Consider the following 25,833-nt stretch of genomic DNA (forward strand, 5'->3'; position numbering starts at 1 on the left):
AAGTGCTTAAGCTTCCTATTATTCGTTTTTGTCTAAACCGTATCGAAGCTAACTATGATTGGGCTGCCAGTCGACGACTTGCCCATTCGCCAATATAGCTTTGACCGATAGGGCAGCAATATCGATACCGTTGTAACGAAATGCCTTGTTAGAGAAGTTGGCAATGATCTTACTCCCGTCACTGAACTCGGTTTGTTGAACTTCGCCGCTTTTGTCTAACCAGTCGAAATCGACTAACTGTTTATCCCATAACTGTTCGTGCATCGGTTCAAAGCCATCTTGATAGTGTTTGAGTGCTTTGATCCTTGGACTTGAACTTGATAAAGCTTCATCTCTGGTCAAGTGAACCATCGGTGGTGTGTTGTACAACATGGCGGTTAAGTCTTTTTCTGCTTGTACATTAGTGAACTTAAGGCTGTCTGAGTGCCAATGGTGCGTATTGATTACTTCATCATGGAAAACGGCTTGGTAAAGCGGAATTCGATATTGAGGCGAAAACAGCAATGACTTGTAGGGTTCTTTGACCTTAGCTGACTTGAAGAAAAAGTCAGGTTTATGGTCTGGATACCAACGACCCAAGTAATAAGGTGATTGTAGGTCTTCTTTCATCTCTTTGTCTGACCAACCAAAGCCGACCGTTTCTAAGCCGTGTGCAAAAGCGATGCCTTTTGTCGTCAGGCTATTACCATCTTCAGAACCAAGCACCAAATCGGGTTGATCGCTTAACCACTGCATTCGGTTATTGAAGGCAGAAAGCATATCCGTCTCACTGCTATTATCGCTGTAGTCCTCACGCGCCATCGCAGTCGCATCAACATCTAGGAACAGGCTATTGAAGTGACCAAAACGCATGATGTCTACGGCGCGCTGTTTTACATAATCCAAATGGCAATTCGGGTTCAAGTAAAAACCGTTTCCTCGAAACCCTTTTTTTAGGCTGCCATCCGCCATTTCAATCGCACAACTTTCACGCATCGGTTTTGGTAATTGGGCGGTTAGCCAGTTGTCATTGAGCTTCGCAGGGATGGCTGTGTTGTAGGAGTCATAGGTTCCAACTAGATAACCAGATTGCTTAGCCAGTTCTACTGCATTCGGTTGATAGAATGCTGGCATCCAGTTATCAAAACCTAACCAAAGCTTATTCAAGCCCGCTTTGTTTAGATTGTTGACCATGCCTGATGACAAGGCTTGTCCCCAAGTATCCGGTGCATTGAGATAAGAAGAGGCATGCTTAATCAACCAGCTTTTCTTGCTCTGAGCAGCGGTGTGTTGAGCTTTTATGGTGTTATCAGGCAGTGTTGGCGTTGCAACAGGATACAAGCTTTGTAATGACTGGTTAATAGAGTCCAACAACAGTTGTTTGTGATACTGGCTAAACCAATCTTTGCCTTTAGACAGAGGGGATAACTCACGCTTCGCTTCACTTGAAATGTTTAATTGAGAGTCTTCGAGATACCAGGCTTTTAATCCCCACCAGTCTCTCACATCTTGGATACTTAAAGCATCTTTACCAAACAAGTAGACGTGGCTTGCGCCGATTAGCTTATTTACATCTGGGTTACGCTTTTGCTTTTCGACAAACGATTCAGAGAGACCATTATCAATACGCCAATCACGGTATTGTTTAGCACCATCTAACCAAGAGTCTCCAAGTGTTATCCGAACCGTAAAAGGCCGTGATTGATTCAGCGTTGTAAATTGATGTGAAGCGCTCATATCAATCTTGGTCTTCTCATCAGAGGACGTATCCGACGATACATCAGAAAAGAACAATTGGTTGTTGGTTGGGGTAATCATCTGATAACTGATGAATTGATCGTTCTGCTGTACAGTCCAAAAAGGCATTTTTAAGTCTTGAGTGGTGTTGCTTCCAGAATGGTTGTCGACTAGGTAATTGGCCCACTGCTTATTGTTGGTAGGAACGCGCATACCCTCACTAAAGGGCAGAAATAGAGTCTGAGTTTGTTGTTCTGCTAGGTCAAACCAAACGAGTTCAATGGGTTGGTTTCGTTTTACTTGTGTGTTTTCAGGTAAGGTGAATTGGACAAGAAGATTATCTTCCTTCAACTCAGCTTCAACATTGATTCCGCTCGGCATGAGTGTCCAAGATGCCTTGGTTTTTGAGTCTATGACTAGGTGAGTAACTTTTTGAGGTTGACGATCAACGGTCAAAGCAGTGCTATTAACACTTAAGCCATTCCAATCTATCGCTAATGTTTTTGTTGAAATCGACACTATGTGACTAGCGTTACTGTTACTGACGTGGCTTTTGTTGGTAAGAGTGACTTGATTATCTTGTGCGTTTGCCGAGAGCGCACAAGTCGTGAATAGAGCTGCAATAGCAAAAGACGTAAAATTAAGTTGATGACGAACGTTGACCATATCTAGATTCCGTAAAGGGTAAGTACGGTCATTACACCCAAATCGCGTTGGTGTTTTGTCACCTATATGTCTCTATTTTTTCCCTTAGGTGTTTAATGCCATTGTATAGCGAGCTTAACTTAGAAAGGCATCGCGACACGCTGTACATATTGGATTTCAATCGCACCTTGGTATTCAAACATTTCAACCGATGCACTCAAGTGTTTAGCTTCAGATCCGGTTGGGCTTTCTGTAGGAAGAGATGCTTGCGTTGTTTTGATTGGCACCTTGAAACCTAACATATCGTAGTTTTCGTCAAACCACTGCCAACTGACATTGGCGTCTGGGCAGCTGTCGATTATCTCAGGCGGTGTTACCACAATGTGAGGGTCGTTGAGTTTGCTTTCGAGTGTAAGCCATCGCTTGTTGTCGTCTAAAGCAACAATAATAGGGTAGTTGTTCGAACCTATCGTTAACTGATAAACACCCGATTCCGGTTTGATGAACATCTCACTGGTTTCAATTTCTTGATATTCGACATCAGTATAGAGTTGTCCGTCGATAACCACTTTCCCATCAGGCGAGACCAGAGAAATACGTTGTGTTTGATCTTCTAACACTTCGTTGAGTTGCTCCGCAGACACTTTGATCTGATAGCCTTGTGATGAAAGACCGTGGCGCTTGATAAAGCTAACTTGAATGTGATGTTTCGTCTCAGTGTCTTGTCTTAGTGAAGTTCCGCATTGAGTTTGGCTCAGTATCTCTTGTTTAACTGGCAACCAAAGCTCACTATCAAGTGTTTGTTGATTGAGTGCGATTTGAAGCTCTTGCCACGCGACTTGAGGTTGCTCATCAAGCAGAGATTGATACGTATGTTGCAATGGCGTGTCTGTAAACCAAGCCGCATTACACGCAAAGGGCATTGTAAAGGGTAATGTGCAGAACAGTGCTGTTAGAGAGTTTACTTTCATTGTGATTCCCCAGCCAAACGATAACCAACTCCACGATGCGTCTCTAGATTTAGCGTTGGTAGCTTTTGACGTAAACGCAGTATGTGGTTATCAACGGTTCTTGTGCTTGGGAAGGCTTGATAACCCCAAATTTTATTGAGCAACTCATCTCGGTGAAACACACGACTTTGGTTCTGAATAAACAGTACCAGTAGCTGAAACTCTTTAGGTTTCAACGTGACTGGGCTTTCATCCAGATAAGCGATCCGTTCCGACAAGTTGATTTGGATATTTGCGTAGTTTAAGTGGCTAACACCTAACGGACGAAGTTGCGTAATGACTCTAGCAAGCAATTCATCGTTCGAAAAAGGCTTAGTCACGTAATCTTTGGCACCTGCCATTAAACCTTCAACACGTTGTTGAACTTCAACTTTGGCGGTCAACAGAATCACAGGTAGCGCTTTGAGCAGTAACCAATTAGGTAAGTGTCGTAAGCTGTCGCCGTCTTCAAGTTGTCGATCAAGCACCACGAGATCGGCACGTAACCACAGCTTACTGGCACTCTGAGCATCTTGCACCCAAAGGCATTGATAACCATTGGACTCAAAGAAGCTGACGAGGCCTTGGCCAAGCAGTGGGTCGTCTTCAATCAGCAGTAGGGTGTTCATAAGCGATTTCCAAAATACATCGGGTTGGGTTGCGGAGAATGATGAGACGGCCATTCGCTTGTTTCATCAAGTGTTCGACAATAGTCAGGCCAATGCCCATATTATCTTGTTTGTGATTGGCGTACGGTGTTGTTCTTGAAATAAGTCGTTGTATCAAAGAGGGGAAGTGACCCTCATCTTGTACTTCTATTCTCAGTTTATCTGCAAGGGAGATCTTAACTAAAACCTTACCTTGTCCATGCTGCTTAGCATTCTTGATTAAGTTATCAAGACAGATGGTCAGCCAGTAATAAGGCAAGTTAAGTTCAACATCTCTTGCTTCACATTGATAAGCAATATTGTGCTTTTCGCAGACATGGTCGAGCCACTCTTCCAATGATGCGTTTTGCTTTAACAAAGGCTCCGACTGATCCGAACTTAGATACACTTTGCTGTTTTCGGTGAGCTGAGAAAGCCTTTGATAGTCCGAGATTAAACGCCAAACTGCCCCTTGGGTCTCATCGGGAAAATCGTCGTAACGATTTCTGAACATCTCGACGGTTAGACCTAGGCTAGTAATTGGCGTGCGCAGTTCATGAGTAAGAAGCTGTAAAACGAACTGCCTCTCTTTTCGTTGTTTTGTTCTTAGGTACAAGACTCTGCCGAGCCCGGATAACAATGTAAACAGCAATGTAAAGATCAACGTTTTCATGATCAGGTTGTCGTTGCTCGACTCGCTCAGGCACAGGTTACTGTAACGAAAAGAACAGCTTTCGCCTGACAAGATCACTTCTTGTTGCTCGGCGATAGGCTTCCAAACTTCCGATGGAATCGCTTTCCAACCTTGTTCGCCACTCAACCAAAGCTCATCACCTTGTTGCCAAGCGCGGTATCCATTGAGCAGTGCTTCTCTGCCTTGCGTGGTTAAGTTTTCTAGCTTGGAAAATAACGGATGCAAAGGATTACTGATACTCAAAAACGGATGAATTTGCTCACTGTTTTCTGGGTAACGAGCTACGTAACGATCAGCGAAGCTACCACCAGCAGGGTGTCGTTTTGAGTGTGCCGCGAACCAGATTGAATCCAAGGGTTGTTCTTGACACACAGCGAGTTCGAATTCGATGGCATCGTTCAAAGAAGGGTTGGCATTTTCAATCGCTCGGCAGTGATCTTGTATCGAGGCGAGTGCGGCGATGTCTTCCCAACTGAATTGGTTGAAATCCGGGTAGCGGCTGCTTTCCTGAAGAAGTGCTTTCGGGTACTGGGTTAACTCTTTCTGAGAAACTGAGATAGGAGACGATTGCCAGCTCAATTGATACAGAGTTTGCCACTTGTCTTGCAAACTTTGGGCATTGGCTAGAGTTGGGAGCCAAAAGATCAAGCCAAGGGCTAAGGTAAACCTGTGCATCCAATCATTCTCGTTAAAAGTCGTGGGGAGAGTCTAAAGAGTTTTGGATGCGATTTGTAACCTGAATGTCAACAAGTGTTCTTTTAACAACAAATTGTCGAGTGGGTCATGCTTTTAAATAATAAAGTAAAAATACAGTAAGTATCATTTGTTTGGGTTAAATTAGATAATTGTGTACTTATTGTCATCACTGGGCGTGTGGAGGGAACTATACTGGACTCATACCTAATAAGAGGAACTATCATGAAACTCATCATCAAATCAGTATTAGCAATTAGTATTTTGGCGGCAGGCTCTGCTCAAGCGTTCGAATTAATCAGCAACGATATTCAAGAAGGTCACCCAATGGCGAAGACCTTTGAATACTCAAGTTGGGGTTGTGACGGCGGTAACCTATCACCACAATTGATGTGGAAAGATGCTCCAGCAGGAACCAAAAGCTTTGCAGTCACGGCTTATGATCCAGACGCTCCGACTGAAAGTGGTTTCTGGCACTGGGTCGCGTTTGATATTCCAGCAACAGTGAGCGACCTACCTCGCGGTGTCGATATCTCTAAAGTGGGTGGCAAAGAAGGCCGAATCGATTATGGAACGGTAGGTTTCGGTGGCGCTTGTCCTCCAGAAAAAGATGGTATGCACCGTTATCAATTCACGGTTTGGGCATTACCAACGGACAAACTTAACCTAGACGAAAACACGCCGTCGGCAGTGGTTGGATTCACGTTGAACAGCATGGCTTTAGACAAAGCGAAACTGACGGCAACTTATACACGTTAAAAGCTTATACACCTACATAATAAGCAAATAAGCAAATAAGCAAATAAGGGGATGAGATGAATCATCAATATCAAGTGACGATCTTTCGTGCAGAGCAGTTACAAAAACTGCGTAATGTGAGGATACTATCCCCTAGTATTATTCAGATCATTACAGGCAGTAAGCGCCTGTTTTGGAAAGACTCAGCGGCAGAACTCTCACATTCTGAGCTGCTGTTGTGTGAGGCATCAGCGTCATTGAGTTTTGAGAACATGCCCCACAAAGGACGTTTCCTTTCGCGTGTATTCAGTTTTCATTTCCAACCGACGCAAGCAATGCTCGATCTCAGCGAGGATCGAGCAATTGAACTGGATTTACCCACCGTGGAGGCAGATCGAGGTTTGCAAGATTCTCTCAATGCGTTGTTTTCGTTTGATCGTCAGAGCATGAGTGAACAAACCCAACAATTTTGGTTGCAGGGTTTGTATCAGCAATTAGCCGAGAAGGGCGTGTTGCATCGATTGTTTATTAGCTCAAACGTTTCGTTTAGCCAGAAACTTAGCCACTACCTTTCGCATTCACCGGACGAGAAACATCCGTTAGAGTCGGTAGCAGAGCGCTTTGCGATGAGTCGCGCCACGCTTATCCGAAAGCTCAAACTGGAAGGTATGCAATATCGTGAGGTGTTGGCTGAAGTTCGGTTGAGTCACGCACTTTATCTGATACAAAACGGACAGCAGAATGTGGCGATATTGGCCCAGTCTTGCGGTTACCAATCGGAAGGACGTTTTAGTCAGCGCTTTAAAGGAAAATTTGGTTTATCGCCTAGTGAGTACATCAAGACAGTGGTCAGCAATTAAGTCGTAAGACGTATCGAGCAAAGTAAGCCTAGTTAATTACAGGTCATTGAATAATTAAATAAATACCGTTTTAATAAGCTCAAAACCAAATGTTTGTAAGAGCGCAGATTGCTGTGTACCAGAGATGATGGCGCTATACCAGAGAAGGTCACCCATGACTGATTTGAACCCAAAAAGTGAATTAAATATAGAGAAGCTCACCAACGATTTCCCGTTGTTAAAACAACTTATAGCGTTAGAAGAAGTGAGTTGGTTTAACCCAAACATCACGACGTTAGAACAGGGTTTACCTTATGTGGGGTTAAGCGAAGAGGACATTCAAGATGCAAGCGTCCGATTACAAAGGTTTGCCCCTTATCTGGCGAAGGCATTCCCTGAAACACAAGCGACCAATGGCATCATCGAGTCTGAGCTTGTTGACATTCCATCTATGAAATCAGTATTGCAAGCGCATTATCAGCAGCCTATCAAAGGGCGTTTGATGATGAAAAAAGACAGTCACTTGCCGATTTCAGGTTCAATCAAAGCCCGTGGTGGTATTTATGAAGTACTAACGCATGCCGAGAAGCTTGCCATTGAAGCTGGGTTACTGTGTGAGAGCGATGACTACAGTAAGTTGCTCGAACCTGAATTCCGTGACTTTTTCCAACAATACAGCATTGCCGTAGGCTCAACGGGTAACCTAGGCATGTCGATTGGCATCATGAGTGCCAAGTTAGGCTTTACAGTGTCGGTTCACATGTCTGCTGATGCGAGAGCGTGGAAGAAAAACAAACTGCGTGAGCATGGTGTCAACGTCGTTGAGTATGAACAAGATTATGGTGTTGCGGTAGAGCAAGGGCGCAAAGAAGCAGAACAAGATTCACGATGCTTTTTCATTGATGATGAAAACTCTCAAACTCTATTTCTTGGTTACTCGGTGGCAGGACAAAGGCTCAAACAGCAATTTGAGCAACAACACATTTCAGTAGACAAAGAACACCCATTATTTGTTTACTTGCCATGTGGAGTAGGCGGTGGCCCCGGTGGTGTCGCATTTGGCTTGAAGATGGCCTTTGGCGACCATGTCCATTGTATTTTTGCTGAACCGACCCATTCACCTTGCATGTTGCTTGGTGTTCATACCGGTTTGCATGATGAGATAGCGGTGCAAGATCTTGGTATCGATAACCTCACCGCCGCAGACGGTTTGGCGGTGGGTCAGGCTTCAGGTTTCGTGGGTCGCGCGATGGAGCGTTTACTTGATGGCTATTACACATTAACCGATGAACGCATGTACCAATTGCTAGGTGAGCTGAATCAAGCAGAGGGCATTCAACTTGAGCCTTCAGCACTCGCGGGTATGCCGGGTGTGATTCATGTTGAACAGAATAGAGAATACCTTACTCGTCTAGAAATTGATGAGTCGACGCTAGCGAATGCAACACACCTTGTGTGGGCGACAGGCGGAGGCATGGTGCCACCACAAGAAATGGCAGCCTACTTAGCGAAGTCATCGGCTTAACCCTGAATCTTTTATCGTTTAATTGTTTGTAAATATCAGTTGTTGCAAATATAAGCTGCTAAAAAGATAAGTCATGATAGAAGAGTGTTGTTTATAGCTTGAACACACTCTTTCTCACCTCTAAATCCCACCGTAATTCAAACAATAATTTGCGCAGATCGTTATCCAAAACACACATTTTATAAATTAAGCTTCTTAGATGTTCTAACTATCAGTTAGGTTGAGTGGCATTCAATTTGATAGGGATAGAGCGATGCAAGCACAACAGCCAAATACACCAGAAAAACTCTTACAGCGTTTAGATGCGATTGGGGAATCTTTGAAAGCTTCTGGTAAGGCGCATGCTTTATTAGGGCTAGGTTCTGTTGGCATTGAAACGGAGCGATTGGATCAGTATTCAGACGTTGATTTCTTCGCGATAGTGCATACGGGACAAAAGCAATACTTCTTAGACAGCTTGCATTGGTTATCTGACATTCTTCCAATCGACTATGCCGTAAGGAACACCATCGATGGCTACAAAGTACTTTATGCCGATGGAATATTCTGTGAGTTTGCGGTATTCGAACCACACGAATTAGCGCATATTCCATTTGCTGAAGGTCGCATTGTTTGGCAGGAAGCCGACTTTGATACTCAGTGCTGTGCGCCACTTGAAAAAGGTGTCGCTGAAGCGAATTCTCAAGAGTGGATCATCGGCGAGGCGTTAACCAATCTTTATGTGGGCATGAGCCGATATAATCGCGGTGAGAAGCTTTCTGGCTCTCGCTTTGTTCAATCTTACGCGCTTGATCGTCTAATCGATCTTGTCGATCAAACTGAAACGTCTGAGCCAGAATTCGTTGATGAATTTATGTCGGACAGAAGGCTAGAGGCGCGTTTCCCTCAATTTGCTCAATTGTTACCAACGTTCACACAAGGCTATGACAGAACGGCGGAATCGGCACTCGCGCAATTGGCGTTTTTGAATACGCACTTTTCAGTCAATCAAGCCATGTGTGACCGAATCACTGAACTGTGTTCCAGTAAAGATTAAGCCTATAACCTGTTAATCTTAAGACCTATTTTCTTGGTGCGCGTAAATAACAGTTGTCGCTCGTCTGTATTGTTGATAGGTTTTAACCATGAAATTTAATTCTGCTTCAACTTCAACTTCAACTTCAATTTTCTTTTGGTGGTGCTCTCAATAGAGCAGCACGGAATACTCACATTCTTTAGCTGCTGGACGGTAGCTAAGAATGTCATCAAAAATGTCGCCTCTTTTTATCTCCAGTAGCCTTTCTAACTTGGAGATACACCATGAATACCAACTCAAACAGCCATACCGACAGTAATAATATTGGCAGTAAGAACAATACCAACAAGCCTGAAATCATTCTGACTGGCGATAGAGCTACTGGGCCTTTGCATTTGGGTCATTACGTCGGTTCACTTAAACAAAGAGTCTCTTTGCAGCATATTCACGACCAAACGATATTGGTCGCTGACATGCAAGGGCTTACCGACAACGCCCATAACCCTTCAAAGGTTTCGTCCAACATCCTTAATGTGGTCGCTGATTATCTTGCGGTGGGTATTGACCCGACCAAGACCACGATTTGCCTACAATCACAGTTACCTGTGTTGGCTGAGCTCACCATGTTCTATAGCAACCTTGTGTCTATCGCTCGTTTGGAACGTAACCCAACCGTTAAAAGTGAGATTCAGAACAAAGAGTTTGGCCGTTCAATTCCAGCAGGCTTCCTCACTTATCCCATCTCTCAGGCGGCAGACATCACCGCTTTCAACGCGACTTTAGTGCCTGTCGGTGATGATCAACTGCCGATGTTAGAACAAACCAATGAGATTGTAAGAAAGGTTAACTCGCTCGCTGGCAAACCAATCTTGAATGAATGCAGACCGCTTCTCAGTAATGCATCTCGTCTGCCTAGTACTGATGGTAAAAGTAAGATGTCTAAATCGATGGGCAACGCCATTAATTTGGGTGCAACAGAGAAAGAGATCAGAGCTGCAGTCAAATCCATGTATACCGATCCAAATCATCTACGAATTGAAGAGCCAGGCAAGGTAGAAGGCAATATCGTGTTCACTTATCTTGATGCTTTTCACACAGACGCTAACTATGTCAGTCAACTAAAAGAGCATTACCAAAGAGGTGGGCTAGGCGATGGACAAACTAAGAAAGTGTTGGAAGAGTGCTTACAAGAGATGCTTCGTCCTATTCGTGAAAGAAGAGCTGAGCTGTTGGATGACAAAGCGCAGCTCATCGCTATTTTGCGAAATGGTAGCGAAGTCTCTAGGGAAAGAACGCAAAAGGTACTGTTCGATGTAAAAGGCGTCTTTGGTCTGAATATTATCTAGCACTGGCTGTATGTAAATAAAGTCAATTAATTTGAATGATGATTACGGTTGATTTATAAAATGGATTTTGTGGATGGAAATGAGGTTGTATGGCAAAGTATGATCTCAAATTCCAACTTTCAAGTTATGGTAATTAAATGAAAACTAACGTTTTACTCCCTTTGCTACTTCCAGTTTTGGTCTTAATGTCTGGCTGTTCAGATGTAGTTAGCGATGAGTATTCGACCTATGCGCAAGCCAAACAAGAGCGATTGTTCGACAGAGGTTGGTTACCCGACATTCTGCCTAAATCTACAGTGAAGATTGAAGTGAATAACGATCTGGATGCGAATACTTCAGAAGGAAGCTTCATCATCAACGAGTCAGCATTGTCTGAATTTATTGGGAAGTTAAAACCGACTGAATCAGCCAATCAATTTCAGTTTGTGGATGGCGAGAATGTTTGGGTGTTCAAGATTGGTGATGATAGTGTAGTTTCCTACACGCTCAGTAAGCGCGAAGGCTAAGTTAAGTAATTCCAACCTACATTTCTGTTATGAGTTATGTGGGTTGTCGAATGACATTGTTCACCTAACTGTGCCTAGTCACCGCCAATAAGCCCTTATCACTCTCAATTACAGGCAAGTAATGATGGAAATCAGTCATTTAGATCATTTGGTATTAACCGTGAAAGATTTACAAGTTACGGTCGATTTTTACCAACGGGTACTTGGAATGAAGCCTATCGAATTTGGCGAGGGCAGGTTGGCGTTGTCATTTGGGACGCAGAAGATCAATTTACACCTCAGTGGTAGCGAGTTCGAGCCAAAGGCGAGGCGTGTGCAGGTCGGTAGTGCAGATCTCTGCTTTATTACCAATACGTCAATTGCTGAAGTCGTCGAACATATCCAAGCGCAAGGCGTCGTGATAGAAGAGGGACCAGTACAGCGAACCGGTGCGACGGGAAAAATTGTTTCCGTTTATATTCGAGATCCTGATGGCAATCTGATTGAAGTCTCGAATTATTAGTTATAGACCTACAATCGTACGCTTTTCTTTACTCTTCAAGTACATGACATTTCACTTTTACGCTGCTTGGTGCTGGATGTAGTCAATCGAATAAATTACAATCGAACGATGTTTTATTAATTCGTGCTTTATCACTATGATGAGAAACTTACTCATATTCATCGTTAGCCTATTTTTCTTAACAGCTTGTTCTTCAACGAGTAATAATCAGCTAGACGACAATACATTGAGCAACGAAGACGCAATGTCGAAAAGCTTGGAAGAAGAGAGCAATATCGATGTTGCAATTGATACAAGTGCTGAGACCAACGTTGAATCTTCCCATGAATCGTTCGTTAATCATCAACCAATAACTGATCATGAATCAAACTCAACCCTTGATTCAAATAAAGACACGATAACTTGCGCCAATGTAGAGCCAGAATCAGTGGAACCTTCTCAAGTAGCAGCGACAGAAACAACTGAAAGCGATGCTAACAGTAGCGGTGAAAAAGGCATCGGAAGCTATTTTATTCGTCATAACCAACCGACTAAGACCGTGATTAAATCACTAGAGGGCGTGACAGATGCATTAAATGTCATGACGTTTGGGATATTTGCCACCGGTAATGGTTAAACCGTTAACCAAGAACGCCAACCTAATAGATAGAATGAAACGATGAAGGCGAGCCCAGTGGTTCGCCTTTTTTGATCCTAAATCTGGCCATCACTGTGCTTAATAATCGAGTTCACTTATCTGAGCGTTTGAGTCAGACAACAGTCAACAAAGTCGGAAATTATTCGTTCTGGAAGGGACTCGCCGAATTTAACCTGTTTGACTTGTTATATGCATCAGGGGTTCTAATACTCATCCTAAAGTAAGCAATGAAATCTAATCTTACAAAGACAACTCTTATATTCGTGTGTGAGCATAGTAATATGTTTGCTGTTAGGTTCGGTTTAGGTTTAGGTTTAGGTTTAGTTATCAATATTCTAGGGAAGAAATATGAACAACAAGAGTGTGTGTTTAAGCGTCGCGGTGGTGATGTTATCTGCTCATGCAAATGCATCTGACGCGAACCATGAGTCGGTATCAGATGGTGTTATCGCAGAACAAAGAGCGAAGCTTTCTGAAAACACCCAAGGGCAAGGTTTTGGCCCGCAAGCCCCACGAGGTTTGGGTTCATTGAAAGGAACAAATACCAGACTGTTTTCGGATGCCCCTGATTCAACCGCAATGAACTTATGTAATATTCACTTCCATAAGAACGCTGAGCACAAAGGCGGCGAGTTTACTCAATACGCTGGCAATGGTGATGGGAAGGGCTTCCAGAGTGGTTTTAAATACACAGGTAAGTTGAGTTCAGCTGAGCTGAAACCATTTGAGGGCAAGGTTTGTCCGAGCGATCATGGTTCTTTGCATTCGGGGGACACCATTGAAGTTCACTATGTTTATTCAACGGCGCAAGTTGAACCGGGCGAAACACTGGGCGCTTGTTTTAACGACGCGATTACCAACCCGCAACTGCGTGTTGAAACTCAAGTCTATGTATTAGTTAATGACGACAAAGCTCTCGACTTTGAAGCATTAGCGAAACACTCTAAAGTCAACGGTTTAAACCAAGCACCAAATATTCCTCAAAATACGGGTTCAGCGATTCAATACGCAGGCTCTACAACGGGTCCTGGTTACAATGAGCAAGGTTCACCTTTCCAAGTAACATGGAGCGTTAGACCACAAGTCGCGAAAGTAAATATCGCGACAGTAGGTAGCTGGTGTGAAGGCAATGACTTTAACGAAGATCACGCCCACGGTGTGAGAAATATAGTCGTAAACCCTGAGTTACTGTCTCCAATCGCTAACTAATCTTGTTACGTTGATTTTCGATCATTGTTTTCGAAGGCGAGCCTCTAGGTTCGCCTTTTTTGTGTCTTAACGAAAAACACTTTGGTGACTGGTTTAAGTTCAAGTTTATGTTTGGGGCTGGGCCTAGGTTTAAGTGTGGTGGGGAAATTACGTGTCACACTTATTCAAAACATGAGTTGTGTTAAACGTGCTTAGTCAAAAACGTTCTTTACGCGAATCGAAGCTCCATGATACGTTCATGATCAATTATGTTGGGTTATAGATAAGGACAGTCCAATGTCATTAGAAGGTGCGATTACATTCTTTATTGCTATGTTTGTATTTGGTATTACTCCGGGACCTGGCGTATTTGCCATTTTAGCTCGAGGCATGGTTAATGGTTGGCGAAAGTGCATCACTCTATCGTTAGGGATGATATGCAGTGATCTTATTTACCTTGCGCTTGCCTGTTTTGGTCTAGCAACGATTGCCGAGAATTGGTCGATTGCGTTTGAGGTGATTCGCTACGTTGGTGCGGCTTATTTGATTTACTTGGGCTACAAGATGTTTAAGAGCCTACCTGAAGTGCAAGGCTCTGCGGAACTTGCGGCCAAACAGAGCCAGAAATCCGAACTCGCGAGTTTCGCGCAAGGCTTTTTGATTTCAGCTTCAAACCCTAAAGTGATTCTGTTTTATATTTCGTTCTTGCCGACTTTCATTGATCTGACTATTTTACGCTCACAAGATATCGTATTGGTTTCCGCGTTAGCGTCTGTCGCTCTAATGTCTGGTTTAATGCTTATCGCTGTAGGCGCGGGTAGAATGGCAGGTTTGCTAAAAACGCCACGCGCACATAAAAGGTTAAACCAAAGTGCTGGTGGAATAATGATTGCGGCTGGCTCATATTTGGCGATAAATCGATAAATCGATAAATACGATTCTTTAAACAGGAAGGCGAACCGATGGGTTCGCCTTTTTAGTTGGATATAAGTGGCATCGTTTAAACAGAGACTTGTTTGTTAGTCACAATGGTGCAATTATTTAACGAGTGATATTACTCGGATGCATGTCTTATGATGACTATCGAACAACAGCTTTCTCGGTTGGATCTAAACTTATTGGTGTCGTTAAGTGTTTTAATCAAAGAGAGGAACGTAACGCGCGCAGCCAATACCTTGTATCTGTCTCAGCCTGCGATGAGTCGTACCTTAAGTCGCTTGCGAGAGTTGTTTGATGACCCACTGTTTTATCGAGAGTCTAATGGCTTAGTGCCCACGCAAAAAGCGCTAGAACTGCAAGCACCTTTAGAAGAGTTGCTATTGGCGATGCGAAGCCTAGTAACGAAATCTGCGTTTGATTCTGCTGAATGTGTTCAAACCTTTGTTGTCTCTGTACCGCCATTAATGAGTCGGATGCTTTCTGTTCCCCTTGCTGAACGCTTCATGCACGATGCTCCAAACGCCAGTCTTATCGAATATCCCATTGCGAAAACGCCCACCAGTCAGCTGCTGTCACGAGATGTAGATTTTACTATTCACATCGAAGCCCCGAGCAATCCAATCGAATTCCCATACGTGAGTCTTGGACAGATCTATCCGGTATTTTATGTTTCTGAACATCACCCTTTAGCGAAAGCGAAAAATGTCACGCTTGAGCAGTGCCTCGAATCTCGTTTTGTCGACCTCACGCTCGATATTCGCTCGAATTATGGGCTGCAACACCCTGTAGACACTTACTTAGTTAAGAATGGAATGCAGAGAGATATTGCCTTTAAAAGCGGGCAGCTTCTTACTTTGGTGGAAGTGATGCAGAGTTCTAATACAATTTTGGTTGCGACTCACAAATTGACTGAACTAGAGGGAATAGGCGACAAAATAGTGCCGATATTCTCTCTAGATAATGTTCCCGAATTAATGTTCGAACTGTTTTTGATTGAGCATAAGAGAACCGTTACCAGCCCAGCACACCAATGGTTTAAGAACTTAGTCGTGTCAGTGATTGAAGACGTTGTTTGTGAAAGTTGAGCCAACACCTTTGTTAGCAGCACATCCTAAGTTAAGTCACCGCTTAGTTCAGATTCCAATTAAACTTAAACGCTGCTCTTCGGGTTTTGGGCGAGTCATTGATGGCTTTTAACAGTGCTTTGGCTTCTGCTAGTGAAACTGAGAGGGTAGCTGAAACTGAGCCTTCAGTATTTTTTGCGTAGCCAAGTTTCAATAACTTCTTCCAAATGTCGTTTGATTTGGAATCTAGAGGCAGTTGAAGCGTGCCTTTCGACAAAGCTTTTCGCCCCGTAATCTCATAGATAGTTTGCACCGCTTTGTTGTACTGCTTTTCTTCAACGTGTCGACAAAATTGAATACTCAACTTTTGGGTATTCAATTGCTGGCGTGCGACAAAATAACGCTTTAAATCAATAAAATGTTTTCCGATTAGGCGAGCAATCGCAGCAAGGAATATTATCGCAATGACCAAGTAATACCAATATTGGCTTAGCCAATTAGATAAGGTTTGAGCCCCGTCGCTCGATCCTAAAGTGTTGCTTAGTGAGCCTAATAACTTTGCGTCACCGACTTGAAGCGTTTGCTGCTCAACAGTCAACGATTCCAGCTGATTGGTCTTTGTGTTCCACCATGTCATGGTCTGTTTTGGTAAGACGACTTTCCCTTGTTCTTGAAGAATTAACGTTACCTGTTGTTTGAGTGTCGCGGTATTGCTCTTATTCAGGCGATTAAATACGTTTTCTTTGACTGCTGGTTTGCGATACAACTCAACGCCAGATATGTCTGGTATGTTGATCTCAGGCAGCAACATCATGTGTGAATTTGCCACGCTCAATGTATATGTTGCAGTGACAGCGTGGCCAACTTCGAACTCGTCGGTTAACGGACGATCAGTTGATATTGAAAGTTCAGCATTTGGGCTAACAATCAACGCGTCTGCATCAATGTTGCTTACGGGCATTTTGGATGTAAAGTTAATGGGTTGCGATTGAATCACGCCCTCAACAACTGTTTCGCTGGTAAGCTCTACACTAACGGGAATCTTCAATTCAGGGACGGTAAACTCGCCAGCTTGCATTGGATATAAGTAGTAACGTGCTTTTTGTGTAAACCACTTAATGCCTTCAATTGTGCGTGCTGAACGAGCGACTTTCTGCTCATCTTTCTTTACGACTGTGTTGGGTATATCCAAGTAAGGTAATACCAATTCTTCTTGAAAGGGGCGCGTACTCAATACTTCAACGTCGAGTGCGACTTGTTGTTTCACAGCGACATCTTGAGTTTTAAGTTCAACGTTTAGCTTCAATTCACCGTCACTGACAAGCTGGTCTAGGTTAATAGCATTGGCAGGCATTGAAATTAAAAGCATCATCGCGGATAAGACAGCAAACCAATGTTTCAGAGGGTCGAATGCTCGGATTGTCGATTTAGTTTTGTTCATTGCTGTATTCCTGCTGAAATTTTTGTCTTAGAAACTTAGATGGATTTTGTCTGACCTGTTTTAGCCAGACTTGGTCAGAGATCACCAGCTCCTTCTGACTCCCTTCTTTTGGTTCGTCGTCGACCAATTTCCTATCATCAATGACTTTTTCTGAATCTTGTTTTGTCGGTGGTGTGTTCTTGATCTTCTCTATCGCCGCTTCCACAACGGCTAGGTTGTTGGTCGCTTGTTCTAAATACTTTTCGTTGTTCAATAGTTTGTTGTAAAGCGCCGTGGCTTTATCAAATTGGGCTGTATGAGCGTAGCTGTTCGCGACGATAAATTTAGCGAAATCAGTCAGCGCTGCCGATTTGCCACCTTGTTTACTTACTTGTGTGCTTAATTGGTCAATCGCGCCAAGGAAATCACCAGATAAATAACGACTGTAGGCTTTCCATGTTGGATCATCGAACAGAGCGGCACTTTGTGCGTAGTTGCCTTGTTTGAACTCGACATAAGCGTGTTGATCGTTGGATAGCCAAAAATCAAAAAATGAGTGCTTATCGGCTATTCCCCAAATCAGATTTCCTGCAATAAGCACAAGCAACAAGTGCATTGGCTTAAGTTTGGATAACCAAGCTAAACGACTGGATTGGTTCGGAGTCGAAGAGGTTGGCTTCGTTAGATTACCGAACTTATGATTCACTACCTGTTTATTATTTACCACTGTAGCGTCCACCCTTTTCTAAACCACATCAATTGAATTGGCAGCAACAAGAACAGCAACCAATAGCCCGCGTCTAACCAAGGTAGGGCGTTATCGCTGACCGCAAACAGGTTGTTTTGAATGCCTTGATAAACCGCTTCTACATCGCTAGCGTCGTGAGTGAATGAAACCATGTTTCCATGACCTGCTTGCGCCAGTTGTGACAGTGAAGCGAGTTGAGTTTCTGTTAAACCTGCCGTGCCATTTCCGCCACTTTGTGGGTTTTCGCCCATCGCCCAAACGATCACTTGGTGTTGCTGTTGTTCAAACGCTTTAGTGAATTCTTCTATCGCTTGGTCATTGGTCTTGTCAGTCAGTATCAAAACCGTTGATGGTGCTTTTGCTTGTGAGATTAGCTCGAGTGTTGGCTTTAACACTGAAGCCGGTTTGCTCTCGTTATCTGGCAACAAGCTTCCATCCAATACATCGAGGAAGTATCGCGTTAACTCTTTGTCTTTGGTGACAGGCATAGCGACATGCGCACTGCCGCCGTATATCACTAATCCGGTCTTCGCATCACCGCGCAGTTCAACAAGCTGATTGATCTTCTGTTTAGCGCGCTCTAATCGTGACGGCTGAATGTCAGTTTTATTCATTGAGTCAGAGACATCCAAGGCGATCACCAGCTCGGAATTGTCTTCAAAAAATGGTGAAGGTTGTTGCTGCCACGTTGGGCCCGCCATAATGAGTGTGGCTAGAACCGCAAACACCAAAAACAATCGATTAGGAGAAACCATACGCGCTCGATTTTGGTTGAGAGACAGATGTTCCACCATGTTTTTAGACATCACAGGCTGCCACTGTGCGACTAAATCGTCTTGTTGAACGAGTGCACGATAAAACAACACGAACGGGACCAGTGCTAACAACCATAATGGGCGCATGAAATGAAACTGGGTGATATCGCCACCAAACAATGTATTGAAATCAGTCATTGGTTAGCTCCTCTCTGCGGCGAATAACACGCTTTATTTCTTTTTGATGAAGTCTTTGACGACGCAGGTTTGCACCGAACACGATTAAGGCGGCGAGTAAGTTGCTCACCAAACACACGCCAAATGCATAGTGGTGCAAGCTGTGTTTAGGACGGTGAGATAAAAGCTCGAACTCTTGCTGTTCTAGTTGATCTATCGTTGCATAAGCTTGATCGAGTTGCTTTCGGTCCATGGCATGAAACATCTGGCCGCCAGTTACAGCTGATACCTTTTCTAAAGTGGGAAGATCCATCTTGTAGCGACCTTTGGTACTCGGGTCACCAATTGCAATGGTGTAAATCTTCACGCCATATTTGGCGGCGATTTCCGCGGCTTTGACAGGAGGCATTTTCGAGCTGGTGTCATCACCATCGGTTAGCAAAATCATCACTCGCTGACGGCTCTGTTCTTGTTCGAATACAGCAATTGATAAGCCAATCGCATCGCCAAAAGCGGTTTGAAATCCGGCGTAGCCAAGTTCAACGTCTTCGAGCAGCGATTGCCACACGTTAATATCTTCAGTAAATGGCGCTTGAACATAAGCTGAGTCGGCAAACAAGATTAGTCCTAAGCGGTCATGTTCTCGCTGGGCCGCGAACTCGCGCAATACCTGCTTTGCAATCGTTAAACGGTCGTGTTTGTTACCTTGTTTATCGGCAAAATCCTCTTCTGACATCGAACCTGACAGATCAAGTGCGACCATAATTTCACGAGCGGATTTCTTTTGTCCTATTGGTTCGCCCACCCACATCGGTTTAGCAATCGCGACGACTAAAGCGAGATAGCTGATAATGACCAATAGCCATTGCACTTTACGACGGTTCATCTTGACCGCGGTTTCAGAGGGCTCTTGTGAAGAGACGGCTATCAGGCGATCAAAAAAGGGCACTTGAATCGCGCTTTTTGACTCTTTGTAAACAGGTAATAACCAATACACGGCAAAGGGTAAACAAAGCAATGCAAACGCTATCGGGTATTCAAATTCAATCATGTGACACCTCGTGATGCTTTATCCAAAGTGCAACGTTATCCATGATGGCGTTCCGTTTTTCTTCCGTTAATGTCGCTGCTGAAGAGTAGGCGAGTTGAGCAAGTACACCTGAGAGTTCTGATGTAGAGAACTCGGATGAAAATTGGCGATTGGTGCAATGCTCATCTAACCATTTTTCCCAATCTGTGCCGGTTAAAGGGGCGACCTTTGCACGAGGAAAGGCGTACAATGCGGTTCTTCGTAGCAGTTGTGGTAGCTTTTGAAATGATGAAATGTCACCAGACTGAGCCTCCAAAGAGAGTTGCTCGAGTTCTACCAAGGCAGCGCGTCGGTATGTGTTTGCTAAGTACTTTTGAATAACTAAATAGACACGATATAAAGCGAAGCAAAACAGCAACAAGAGTAACCAGTACCAGCCTGGGGCATTCGGTAGCCACGAGATACTTTCTGGCAAAGAAGGCTCAGACAAAGAGGCCATTAATGGATTCACGTTGTCTGGCTGTAAAGGTTCAAGCCCAGTGTTAGTCGTCATAGTCTGCATTCTCAGTTATTTAGCTCGCGCGAGTGCTTTTCTAAGCTGAACATCGGTTGGATCGACGGTGTTGAATGGCAATACAGGGATTCGATATTTCTTCGCCACTGCCGTGAAATTATCTATGGCTTGAACCACGTCTTTGGCAAATGCATCGCGTAACTGTGCTTCTTGGCCTGATACGGATAATTGCAATTGCCCGTCGCTGAGTACCATCTTATTAAGCGTGGCTAAATCATGCTCTAGTGGGTCGGTAACATGACACAACACTACATCGTTGTGCTGACACAAAGCCTTGATTTGTTCTTCGCTACGCTCGTTATAGCCGTAACCATCGGTAATCAAGATCACTAACCCATCATGCTTAACCAACCTTTGCGCCTGATGGAACAATTTAGCGAATGAATTGGATTGTGTGCCTTGAGCCTTTCCCGCTTTGAGCTGCTGATTCTTACTCGCAATCTCATTGAGTATTTTGAGTACATGATTTGCGCTGCGTTGTGGTGAAATAGGCAGAGCAGTACTGTCGTTATAGATAATGGCGCCCACACGATCGGTACTGTCTATGACTTTCCAAGCAATCAAAGCTGCGATTTCTGCAGCAACTACAGATTTCATTCGACCTGTGCTGCCAAAGAACATGCTGGTGCGCTGATCGACCATGACATAAACGTTACGCTCGCGTTCTTCAGAGAATATTTTGACGTGTGGCTTGCCCGTTCTATTCGTTACTTTCCAATCCATGGTGCGAATATCGTCACCAATCTGATAGTGACGCATCTCTTCAAAGTTCAATCCACGTCCACGTAGTTTAGATACATGACGACCCGTTAACGCACTGTTGATTGGCTGATTAGGTAGAAAGTCAAAGCCATGCGCCTTGTATTTCAACAATCGCAATGCCTTTAGATTGGTATAGATATCGGGATCAAGTGTTGGTTTCGTCTCCATGGTGACCTCTCGCGTTACGCTACTGCAACTTGAGACAAAATCTCATCGATGACTCTGTCTGAACTGACGCCTTCAGCCAGTGCATCGTACGATAGAATAAGGCGGTGGCGCAGAACCCCATGAACCACGTTACGAACATCATCAGGGTCGACAAAGTCCTTACCGTTTAGCCATGCCATCGCTCGTGAACACTTGTCTAACGCGATGGTTGCACGCGGGCTTGAACCAACACCAATCCATTGTGAAAGGGGTGACTCTGGGTACAACTCTGGTTGTCTTGTTGCCACCACAATCGCGACAATGTATTTAAGAACCGCGTCGCTACAATGAATGTCGCGTAGCTGATCACGAGCATCAAAAATACACTGCGGATCAATGGGGGCGGGCTTCTCAGTGCTTGGTTTTTCCTCACTGCGAACCATCTTAATGATCTGCTCTTCGGCATCCGCATCTGGATAATCGAGATTTATTTTCATGATAAATCTGTCCATTTGCGCTTCTGGCAACGGGTAAGTCCCTTCTTGTTCAACCGGGTTTTGTGTTGCTAAAACCATGAATAGATCAGGCAGTTTGTAAGTCTTGCCAGCTACAGTGATTTGTCGCTCTTCCATTGCTTCCAACAATGCAGCTTGTACCTTTGCTGGGGAGCGGTTGATTTCATCGGCCAGTAATAGATTGTTGAAAACGGGGCCCGGTTGGAAGGTAAGCGTCGGTTTGCCGTCTACATCTTGATACACCTCTGTGCCTGTTACGTCCGAAGGCAACAGATCCGGCGTAAATTGAACACGACCAAGGTCAACTTGTAGGGCAGAAGCCAATGATTTGATAGAACGAGTCTTTGCTGTTCCGGGTAATCCTTCAAGCAGAACATTACCATTTGTAAGTAGTGCAACCAGTAATGTGTCAACCATATGTTGTTGGCCAATTACCGAGGATTCCATCTGCTGCTTTAGTTGGTTTATAGAGTCTAAAGTTGGGTTCATTTGCTTACCTATTGACTAATTAATCAAGTGAGATTCAGGTCACCAGATGGCGAAAAGATAAATATTGTTAGTTAAAGCAATTATTTAAATCACCTTTGCTAAGGGTAGTCGAAAATAATTTCGACATACGCGATCAACATATCTTTGTTAACGACTCACCTTGGAAATACTGAATTGCATGGTCTATAAATAGGCTACTGTATTGTTTGTATTTTAATCAAGAATAAAGGTTGATAAGTAACATTACTTCGCTGCATATCTCTTATGCGGCGATGTCATTTGTGAATTTATGCTGCCTTGATAACATTGTTCACAAGTTGAGCGGTTAACGAACTAACTGTTCGAACAAAAACAAATGGACTATGTATTGATTTAGCGTTATCGATTTTATTAGAGGTCAACAATGAAAAAATTAGCATTAGTAGTTTTAGGTTTAAGCGCAGTTTCTCTTTCTTCTTACGCAGCTGAAGAAGTTTCAACTCTGACAGAGTTCTTCAATGCCGATGGTGAAGTGACTACCGTCGACAATTACGCGGTGTACGAAACGTCACGCCAATATTTGAAAAACCAAGAGCTTGTTGGCGTTAATAAATTCCTACACAAACGCGAGCTAACGCCAACTGATAAACAGCCTGTGGTTCGAATGAACCGAGACACATACTACTCAATGGCTGTGATTAACGTTTCACAGGGCGCGACGATTACGTTGCCTGAGATTCCTGAAGGCAAATACATGTCGATGGAAGTGATTACAGAAGACCACCGCATTCAGCCAATGCAATACGGTTCTGGTACGTTTGATCTTTCTACTCACAGTGGTGACCACGTGTATGCCATCGTTCGTACCGATGCGACGTTCACCAAAGATGAAGTTCACAAAATCCAAGATCAGATGAGCATTGATGCAAAAGCAGACGGCGAATTCATGGCAATGCAAGTGGATGAGAAATCATTCGAGAAGGTCGAGAAAAACCTTAAGATGGAAATGCCAAAACTACTGAAACGCGATGGTGCTCAGGCGACGTTTGGTATGTTTACCAGCCCTGAAGATGCTTCAAAAGAGATGTTTACCAAAGAGAAGTACGCGGTGGGTGCGGCTATCGGTTGGGGTGGCGCGCAGTTAGATGACAATATCTACGAAGTCTCTGGCAACTTCCCAGCAGACACTTGTCATCAGGCAACCTTTGATGACCCTAAAAACCAAGCGTTTTGGTCGGTAACTGTCTACAACAAACAAGGTTTTATGTTTGGTGAAGTGGCGAACGTAAGCTCAAACACGGCTGAGAAAAATGCAGACGGTACTTACACTGTTAGCTTTGGTTGTGGCGATGATGCGGTGAACAACATCAAAACAGCGAACGACTCTGGTGTGTTTAACTTGGCTTTCCGCCATTACATTCCGAGCCAAAAAGTACGTGATGGATTCCGAGTGCTTCCTTATGTGAAAGTGATTAATTAAAACGATATAGCTTAAACGGAATAGCTTAAAACGATATCGCAAAATATCGATTCATGAAGCGCGTTATTGCCACTGGCAGTAACGCGCTTTTTTATTTGTTCGATAGCAGTGTCTCTGGCCTATTGCTGTGTATTCGCGCATGTTTTTCTAAACGACTTTATTAGTTGTTAATCAGATTTCCCAGTGTAGATTCCGCGTTAGATACGCCATATGTTATGCAAGTGTGACTAACATATGCTTTTCATATAATTTAGCTAAAGTTATCGAGATTTTGACAGATAAAGGATTAGTGGGAGCTCTAACACGAGACAGAACGTGCGAGCTTTGGTTTCAGTTATTGAAACCTTCAGAGAATTTTTAACAAACTTGCGTCGAGACAACCTAAATGAAGAAAACAATCCTATTTGCCGTTTTTATTATGTTTGGCATTGCAGTCGCTGCGAGTATGGCGTCAACCTATTTCATTTCAAGTGAAAAAATCGATGAGATAATATTGAACAAATCTCAAGTTCAAGCCGAATTCTTGGCTGGAAATGCTGGGTATATCTTAGAGAATTCAGACAACCCAGTTCAAGATTTACAAAAGCTGGTGGGTGAGCTGAAACAGCGATCTGATGTCACTTATGCCATTGTTATTGATAGTAACGTAAGTGCTATTGCTCACAGCGATAAAAATAAACTTAATAAGGTTTACGAAGATAGCTATACCGTTAAAGGTGCAACCCAAGGCGTACAACAGTATTCAAAATGGTACGCTGATGTTCAAAAAGTATGGGTGTTTGACATCATGGCACCTATCTACGTCAACGGTGAGCTGTACGGCACCTTTGATATCGGCATTCCTATCACAGAGGTTAGCCAAGCAACGAACGGTATTATTAGCTACCAGCTAGCTTCAATGGTTTTCATTTTTGTTGTTTGTCTCGTTGTTCTATCGCTTCTTCTTAGCAAACTGATGCAGCCTCTCTTAGTATTGAAAAACACATTACACGATATTTCTGAAGGTGATGGTGACCTATCGGTACGTTTGCCTATCAAAGGGAATGACGAAGTTGCTCAAATCTCATCGGCTTTCAATGTGTTCGTTGGCAAGGTGCACGAGATTATTACTCAAACAGTGAATACGGGTGTTGAATTAAATAGCACCGCTATTGGGCTTCGTGAACAGTCGCAGCAAGCATTGCAAAGAGGACAAGAGCAGAACGAACAAACCATGTTGGTCGTGACATCTATGAATGAAATGATCGCCACGGTTAATGAAATTGCGTCTAGCGCGGCTGGTGCTGCAAGCGCGGCAAACATGGCGGCAAGTGAAACTCAAGAAGGTCATAAGACGATCGAGAAGACCACAAATTCGATTGCAAACCTTGAAGCCGAAATGAATAGTGCTTCTAACATCATCGTGAGCCTTGCTGATAATACTCAGTCGATCGGTACTATTCTTGACGTTATTCGAGGTATCTCTGAGCAAACAAACTTGCTTGCACTCAACGCTGCGATTGAAGCTGCACGTGCTGGTGAAGCTGGTCGAGGCTTTGCGGTTGTTGCTGATGAAGTTCGTAACCTTGCGACAAAAACAGCACAGTCGACCGATGAAATTGACACTATGATCAACCAACTTCAAACCGAAGCTAAGAACGCTGTTAGCTCGATGAGTAATAGTAAGAACCTAATTGAAGAGGGTACGACTGAAACTGAAATGGCTCGCCAAGCTTTGGAAAAGATTTCAACGCAAGTTTTGGCTATTCTCGATATTAATACGCAAGTCGCAACGGCAACGGAGCAGCAGTCAGCGGTAGCGAATGAAATTAATATGAACATGGATACGGTTAATAGCTCAGTCAAAAATGGTTTGAGCGCCAGTGAGAAGTTAGAGCAATCAAGCCAGCAGTTGGCAGAGTTATCACAAGTTCTCGATCGTTATGTCGGTTCATTTAAAATCTAGAACTCCCAACATATCTCATTAAGAGATGTGTTGAGCCTCCAGTAATTTAATAGCGCTTATGTCATACATGAGCGCTATTTTTTTGTGATATGCCGACGCCGAAATCCACCATTGGTTTAAACGATTCAT

The 25,833-nt window shown here is 43.7% G+C and carries 24 protein-coding genes; 13 read left to right on the top strand and 11 right to left on the bottom strand.

The window, feature by feature from the left end:
* Window positions 1-48: 48 nt before the first annotated feature.
* The 4 genes from ACED60_RS00775 to ACED60_RS00790 all read right to left on the bottom strand — a co-directional run bounded on the left by ACED60_RS00775 (window position 49) and on the right by ACED60_RS00790 (window position 5,366).
* The gene (locus tag ACED60_RS00775; protein WP_371726673.1) at window positions 49-2,382 is read right to left on the bottom strand and encodes a glycoside hydrolase; all 2,334 of its coding nucleotides are present in this window, start codon (window positions 2,380-2,382) and stop codon (window positions 49-51) included.
* A 119-nt stretch (window positions 2,383-2,501) separates the two neighbouring features.
* On the bottom strand, window positions 2,502-3,332 hold the full coding sequence (locus ACED60_RS00780; RefSeq protein WP_135382899.1) for a DUF2861 family protein: 831 nt from the start codon (window positions 3,330-3,332) through the stop codon (window positions 2,502-2,504).
* On the bottom strand, window positions 3,329-3,979 hold the full coding sequence (locus tag ACED60_RS00785; RefSeq protein ID WP_371726674.1) for a response regulator transcription factor: 651 nt from the start codon (window positions 3,977-3,979) through the stop codon (window positions 3,329-3,331). Before ACED60_RS00785 ends, ACED60_RS00780 begins: the two co-directional genes overlap by 4 nt.
* Window positions 3,957-5,366 (bottom strand): DUF3404 domain-containing protein, encoded by a 1,410-nt coding sequence (locus ACED60_RS00790; protein WP_371726675.1) that lies wholly within the window; start codon window positions 5,364-5,366, stop codon window positions 3,957-3,959. Before ACED60_RS00790 ends, ACED60_RS00785 begins: the two co-directional genes overlap by 23 nt.
* Before the next feature lie 243 nt (window positions 5,367-5,609).
* Here ACED60_RS00790 and ACED60_RS00795 point away from each other — a divergent pair, with 243 nt between their 5' ends.
* The 11 genes from ACED60_RS00795 to ACED60_RS00845 all read left to right on the top strand — a co-directional run bounded on the left by ACED60_RS00795 (window position 5,610) and on the right by ACED60_RS00845 (window position 15,704).
* A complete protein-coding gene (locus ACED60_RS00795; RefSeq protein WP_029225307.1) occupies window positions 5,610-6,143 on the top strand; it encodes a YbhB/YbcL family Raf kinase inhibitor-like protein in 534 nt (177 codons plus the stop codon).
* Window positions 6,144-6,199: 56 nt separating this feature from the next.
* Window positions 6,200-6,982: a helix-turn-helix transcriptional regulator gene (locus ACED60_RS00800; RefSeq protein WP_012600719.1), complete on the top strand. Its 783-nt coding sequence runs from the start codon at window positions 6,200-6,202 to the stop codon at window positions 6,980-6,982.
* 124 nt (window positions 6,983-7,106) lie between these two features.
* Entirely contained in the window at window positions 7,107-8,486 is a 1,380-nt protein-coding gene (locus ACED60_RS00805; RefSeq protein ID WP_371726676.1) for a D-serine ammonia-lyase, read from the top strand.
* A gap of 253 nt (window positions 8,487-8,739) precedes the next feature.
* Window positions 8,740-9,522, top strand: coding sequence for a hypothetical protein (locus ACED60_RS00810; protein ID WP_371726678.1), 783 nt, complete (start codon window positions 8,740-8,742; stop codon window positions 9,520-9,522).
* 263 nt (window positions 9,523-9,785) lie between these two features.
* Window positions 9,786-10,847, top strand: a complete 1,062-nt coding sequence (gene trpS, locus ACED60_RS00815; RefSeq protein WP_371709944.1) for a tryptophan--tRNA ligase — start codon at window positions 9,786-9,788, stop codon at window positions 10,845-10,847.
* A 137-nt stretch (window positions 10,848-10,984) separates the two neighbouring features.
* Window positions 10,985-11,353, top strand: coding sequence for a hypothetical protein (locus ACED60_RS00820; RefSeq protein WP_371726679.1), 369 nt, complete (start codon window positions 10,985-10,987; stop codon window positions 11,351-11,353).
* Window positions 11,354-11,477: 124 nt separating this feature from the next.
* On the top strand, window positions 11,478-11,855 hold the full coding sequence (locus ACED60_RS00825; RefSeq protein WP_260256579.1) for a VOC family protein: 378 nt from the start codon (window positions 11,478-11,480) through the stop codon (window positions 11,853-11,855).
* Between the two features lie 136 nt (window positions 11,856-11,991).
* Complete coding sequence (locus ACED60_RS00830; protein WP_121602521.1) at window positions 11,992-12,471, top strand: hypothetical protein; 480 nt, start codon at window positions 11,992-11,994, stop codon at window positions 12,469-12,471.
* Between the two features lie 369 nt (window positions 12,472-12,840).
* On the top strand, window positions 12,841-13,701 hold the full coding sequence (locus tag ACED60_RS00835; protein WP_371726680.1) for a delta-class carbonic anhydrase: 861 nt from the start codon (window positions 12,841-12,843) through the stop codon (window positions 13,699-13,701).
* Window positions 13,702-13,977: 276 nt separating this feature from the next.
* Window positions 13,978-14,604 (top strand): LysE family translocator, encoded by a 627-nt coding sequence (locus ACED60_RS00840; protein WP_371726681.1) that lies wholly within the window; start codon window positions 13,978-13,980, stop codon window positions 14,602-14,604.
* A gap of 149 nt (window positions 14,605-14,753) precedes the next feature.
* Window positions 14,754-15,704 carry a LysR family transcriptional regulator gene (locus ACED60_RS00845; RefSeq protein ID WP_371726683.1) on the top strand — a complete coding sequence of 317 codons (951 nt, stop codon included), beginning with the start codon at window positions 14,754-14,756 and terminating at the stop codon, window positions 15,702-15,704.
* A 43-nt stretch (window positions 15,705-15,747) separates the two neighbouring features.
* On the opposite strand, the gene ACED60_RS00850 is transcribed toward ACED60_RS00845, so the two are convergent.
* From ACED60_RS00850 to ACED60_RS00880, 7 genes are read right to left on the bottom strand one after another with little or no spacing between them, the layout of a single operon-like run.
* Window positions 15,748-17,124 carry a BatD family protein gene (locus ACED60_RS00850; protein ID WP_371726684.1) on the bottom strand — a complete coding sequence of 459 codons (1,377 nt, stop codon included), beginning with the start codon at window positions 17,122-17,124 and terminating at the stop codon, window positions 15,748-15,750.
* A complete protein-coding gene (locus tag ACED60_RS00855; RefSeq protein ID WP_102453650.1) occupies window positions 17,111-17,830 on the bottom strand; it encodes a hypothetical protein in 720 nt (239 codons plus the stop codon). The genes ACED60_RS00850 and ACED60_RS00855 overlap by 14 nt, the downstream gene beginning before the upstream one ends.
* Window positions 17,824-18,804 (bottom strand): VWA domain-containing protein, encoded by a 981-nt coding sequence (locus ACED60_RS00860; protein ID WP_371726686.1) that lies wholly within the window; start codon window positions 18,802-18,804, stop codon window positions 17,824-17,826. Before ACED60_RS00860 ends, ACED60_RS00855 begins: the two co-directional genes overlap by 7 nt.
* Entirely contained in the window at window positions 18,797-19,834 is a 1,038-nt protein-coding gene (locus tag ACED60_RS00865) for a VWA domain-containing protein (RefSeq protein WP_371726687.1), read from the bottom strand. The genes ACED60_RS00860 and ACED60_RS00865 overlap by 8 nt, the downstream gene beginning before the upstream one ends.
* The gene (locus ACED60_RS00870; RefSeq protein ID WP_371726688.1) at window positions 19,827-20,366 is read right to left on the bottom strand and encodes a DUF4381 domain-containing protein; all 540 of its coding nucleotides are present in this window, start codon (window positions 20,364-20,366) and stop codon (window positions 19,827-19,829) included. The genes ACED60_RS00865 and ACED60_RS00870 overlap by 8 nt, the downstream gene beginning before the upstream one ends.
* Window positions 20,367-20,381: 15 nt before the next feature.
* Window positions 20,382-21,317, bottom strand: coding sequence for a DUF58 domain-containing protein (locus ACED60_RS00875; RefSeq protein WP_371726689.1), 936 nt, complete (start codon window positions 21,315-21,317; stop codon window positions 20,382-20,384).
* 14 nt (window positions 21,318-21,331) lie between these two features.
* Entirely contained in the window at window positions 21,332-22,300 is a 969-nt protein-coding gene (locus ACED60_RS00880; protein WP_104214525.1) for a MoxR family ATPase, read from the bottom strand.
* Window positions 22,301-22,703: 403 nt separating this feature from the next.
* On the opposite strand from ACED60_RS00880, the gene ACED60_RS00885 reads away from it, so the two are divergent.
* Together ACED60_RS00885 and ACED60_RS00890 are read left to right on the top strand one after the other, a co-directional pair.
* Window positions 22,704-23,759: a DUF1254 domain-containing protein gene (locus ACED60_RS00885; RefSeq protein ID WP_371726690.1), complete on the top strand. Its 1,056-nt coding sequence runs from the start codon at window positions 22,704-22,706 to the stop codon at window positions 23,757-23,759.
* 418 nt (window positions 23,760-24,177) lie between these two features.
* Entirely contained in the window at window positions 24,178-25,704 is a 1,527-nt protein-coding gene (locus ACED60_RS00890; RefSeq protein ID WP_017079164.1) for a methyl-accepting chemotaxis protein, read from the top strand.
* Window positions 25,705-25,833 lie beyond the last annotated feature (129 nt).

Origin of the sequence: Vibrio sp. 1F279, assembly GCF_041439815.1 — a bacterium.
In the GTDB taxonomy this organism is placed as follows: Bacteria; Pseudomonadota; Gammaproteobacteria; order Enterobacterales; family Vibrionaceae; genus Vibrio; species Vibrio tasmaniensis_A.

Excerpts from the sequence above, each read along its gene's own strand:
- ACED60_RS00775 (WP_371726673.1), bottom strand. The coding sequence starts at position 2,382 with ATGGTCAACGTTCGTCATCAACTTAATTTTACGTCTTTTGCTATTGCA.
- ACED60_RS00780 (WP_135382899.1), bottom strand. The coding sequence starts at position 3,332 with ATGAAAGTAAACTCTCTAACAGCACTGTTCTGCACATTACCCTTTACA.
- ACED60_RS00785 (WP_371726674.1), bottom strand. The coding sequence starts at position 3,979 with ATGAACACCCTACTGCTGATTGAAGACGACCCACTGCTTGGCCAAGGC.
- ACED60_RS00790 (WP_371726675.1), bottom strand. The coding sequence starts at position 5,366 with ATGCACAGGTTTACCTTAGCCCTTGGCTTGATCTTTTGGCTCCCAACT.
- ACED60_RS00795 (WP_029225307.1), top strand. The coding sequence starts at position 5,610 with ATGAAACTCATCATCAAATCAGTATTAGCAATTAGTATTTTGGCGGCA.
- ACED60_RS00800 (WP_012600719.1), top strand. The coding sequence starts at position 6,200 with ATGAATCATCAATATCAAGTGACGATCTTTCGTGCAGAGCAGTTACAA.
- ACED60_RS00805 (WP_371726676.1), top strand. The coding sequence starts at position 7,107 with ATGATGGCGCTATACCAGAGAAGGTCACCCATGACTGATTTGAACCCA.
- ACED60_RS00810 (WP_371726678.1), top strand. The coding sequence starts at position 8,740 with ATGCAAGCACAACAGCCAAATACACCAGAAAAACTCTTACAGCGTTTA.
- trpS (WP_371709944.1), top strand. The coding sequence starts at position 9,786 with ATGAATACCAACTCAAACAGCCATACCGACAGTAATAATATTGGCAGT.
- ACED60_RS00820 (WP_371726679.1), top strand. The coding sequence starts at position 10,985 with ATGAAAACTAACGTTTTACTCCCTTTGCTACTTCCAGTTTTGGTCTTA.
- ACED60_RS00825 (WP_260256579.1), top strand. The coding sequence starts at position 11,478 with ATGGAAATCAGTCATTTAGATCATTTGGTATTAACCGTGAAAGATTTA.
- ACED60_RS00830 (WP_121602521.1), top strand. The coding sequence starts at position 11,992 with ATGATGAGAAACTTACTCATATTCATCGTTAGCCTATTTTTCTTAACA.
- ACED60_RS00835 (WP_371726680.1), top strand. The coding sequence starts at position 12,841 with ATGAACAACAAGAGTGTGTGTTTAAGCGTCGCGGTGGTGATGTTATCT.
- ACED60_RS00840 (WP_371726681.1), top strand. The coding sequence starts at position 13,978 with ATGTCATTAGAAGGTGCGATTACATTCTTTATTGCTATGTTTGTATTT.
- ACED60_RS00845 (WP_371726683.1), top strand. The coding sequence starts at position 14,754 with ATGATGACTATCGAACAACAGCTTTCTCGGTTGGATCTAAACTTATTG.
- ACED60_RS00850 (WP_371726684.1), bottom strand. The coding sequence starts at position 17,124 with ATGAACAAAACTAAATCGACAATCCGAGCATTCGACCCTCTGAAACAT.
- ACED60_RS00860 (WP_371726686.1), bottom strand. The coding sequence starts at position 18,804 with ATGACTGATTTCAATACATTGTTTGGTGGCGATATCACCCAGTTTCAT.
- ACED60_RS00865 (WP_371726687.1), bottom strand. The coding sequence starts at position 19,834 with ATGATTGAATTTGAATACCCGATAGCGTTTGCATTGCTTTGTTTACCC.
- ACED60_RS00870 (WP_371726688.1), bottom strand. The coding sequence starts at position 20,366 with ATGACGACTAACACTGGGCTTGAACCTTTACAGCCAGACAACGTGAAT.
- ACED60_RS00875 (WP_371726689.1), bottom strand. The coding sequence starts at position 21,317 with ATGGAGACGAAACCAACACTTGATCCCGATATCTATACCAATCTAAAG.
- ACED60_RS00880 (WP_104214525.1), bottom strand. The coding sequence starts at position 22,300 with ATGAACCCAACTTTAGACTCTATAAACCAACTAAAGCAGCAGATGGAA.
- ACED60_RS00885 (WP_371726690.1), top strand. The coding sequence starts at position 22,704 with ATGAAAAAATTAGCATTAGTAGTTTTAGGTTTAAGCGCAGTTTCTCTT.
- ACED60_RS00890 (WP_017079164.1), top strand. The coding sequence starts at position 24,178 with ATGTTTGGCATTGCAGTCGCTGCGAGTATGGCGTCAACCTATTTCATT.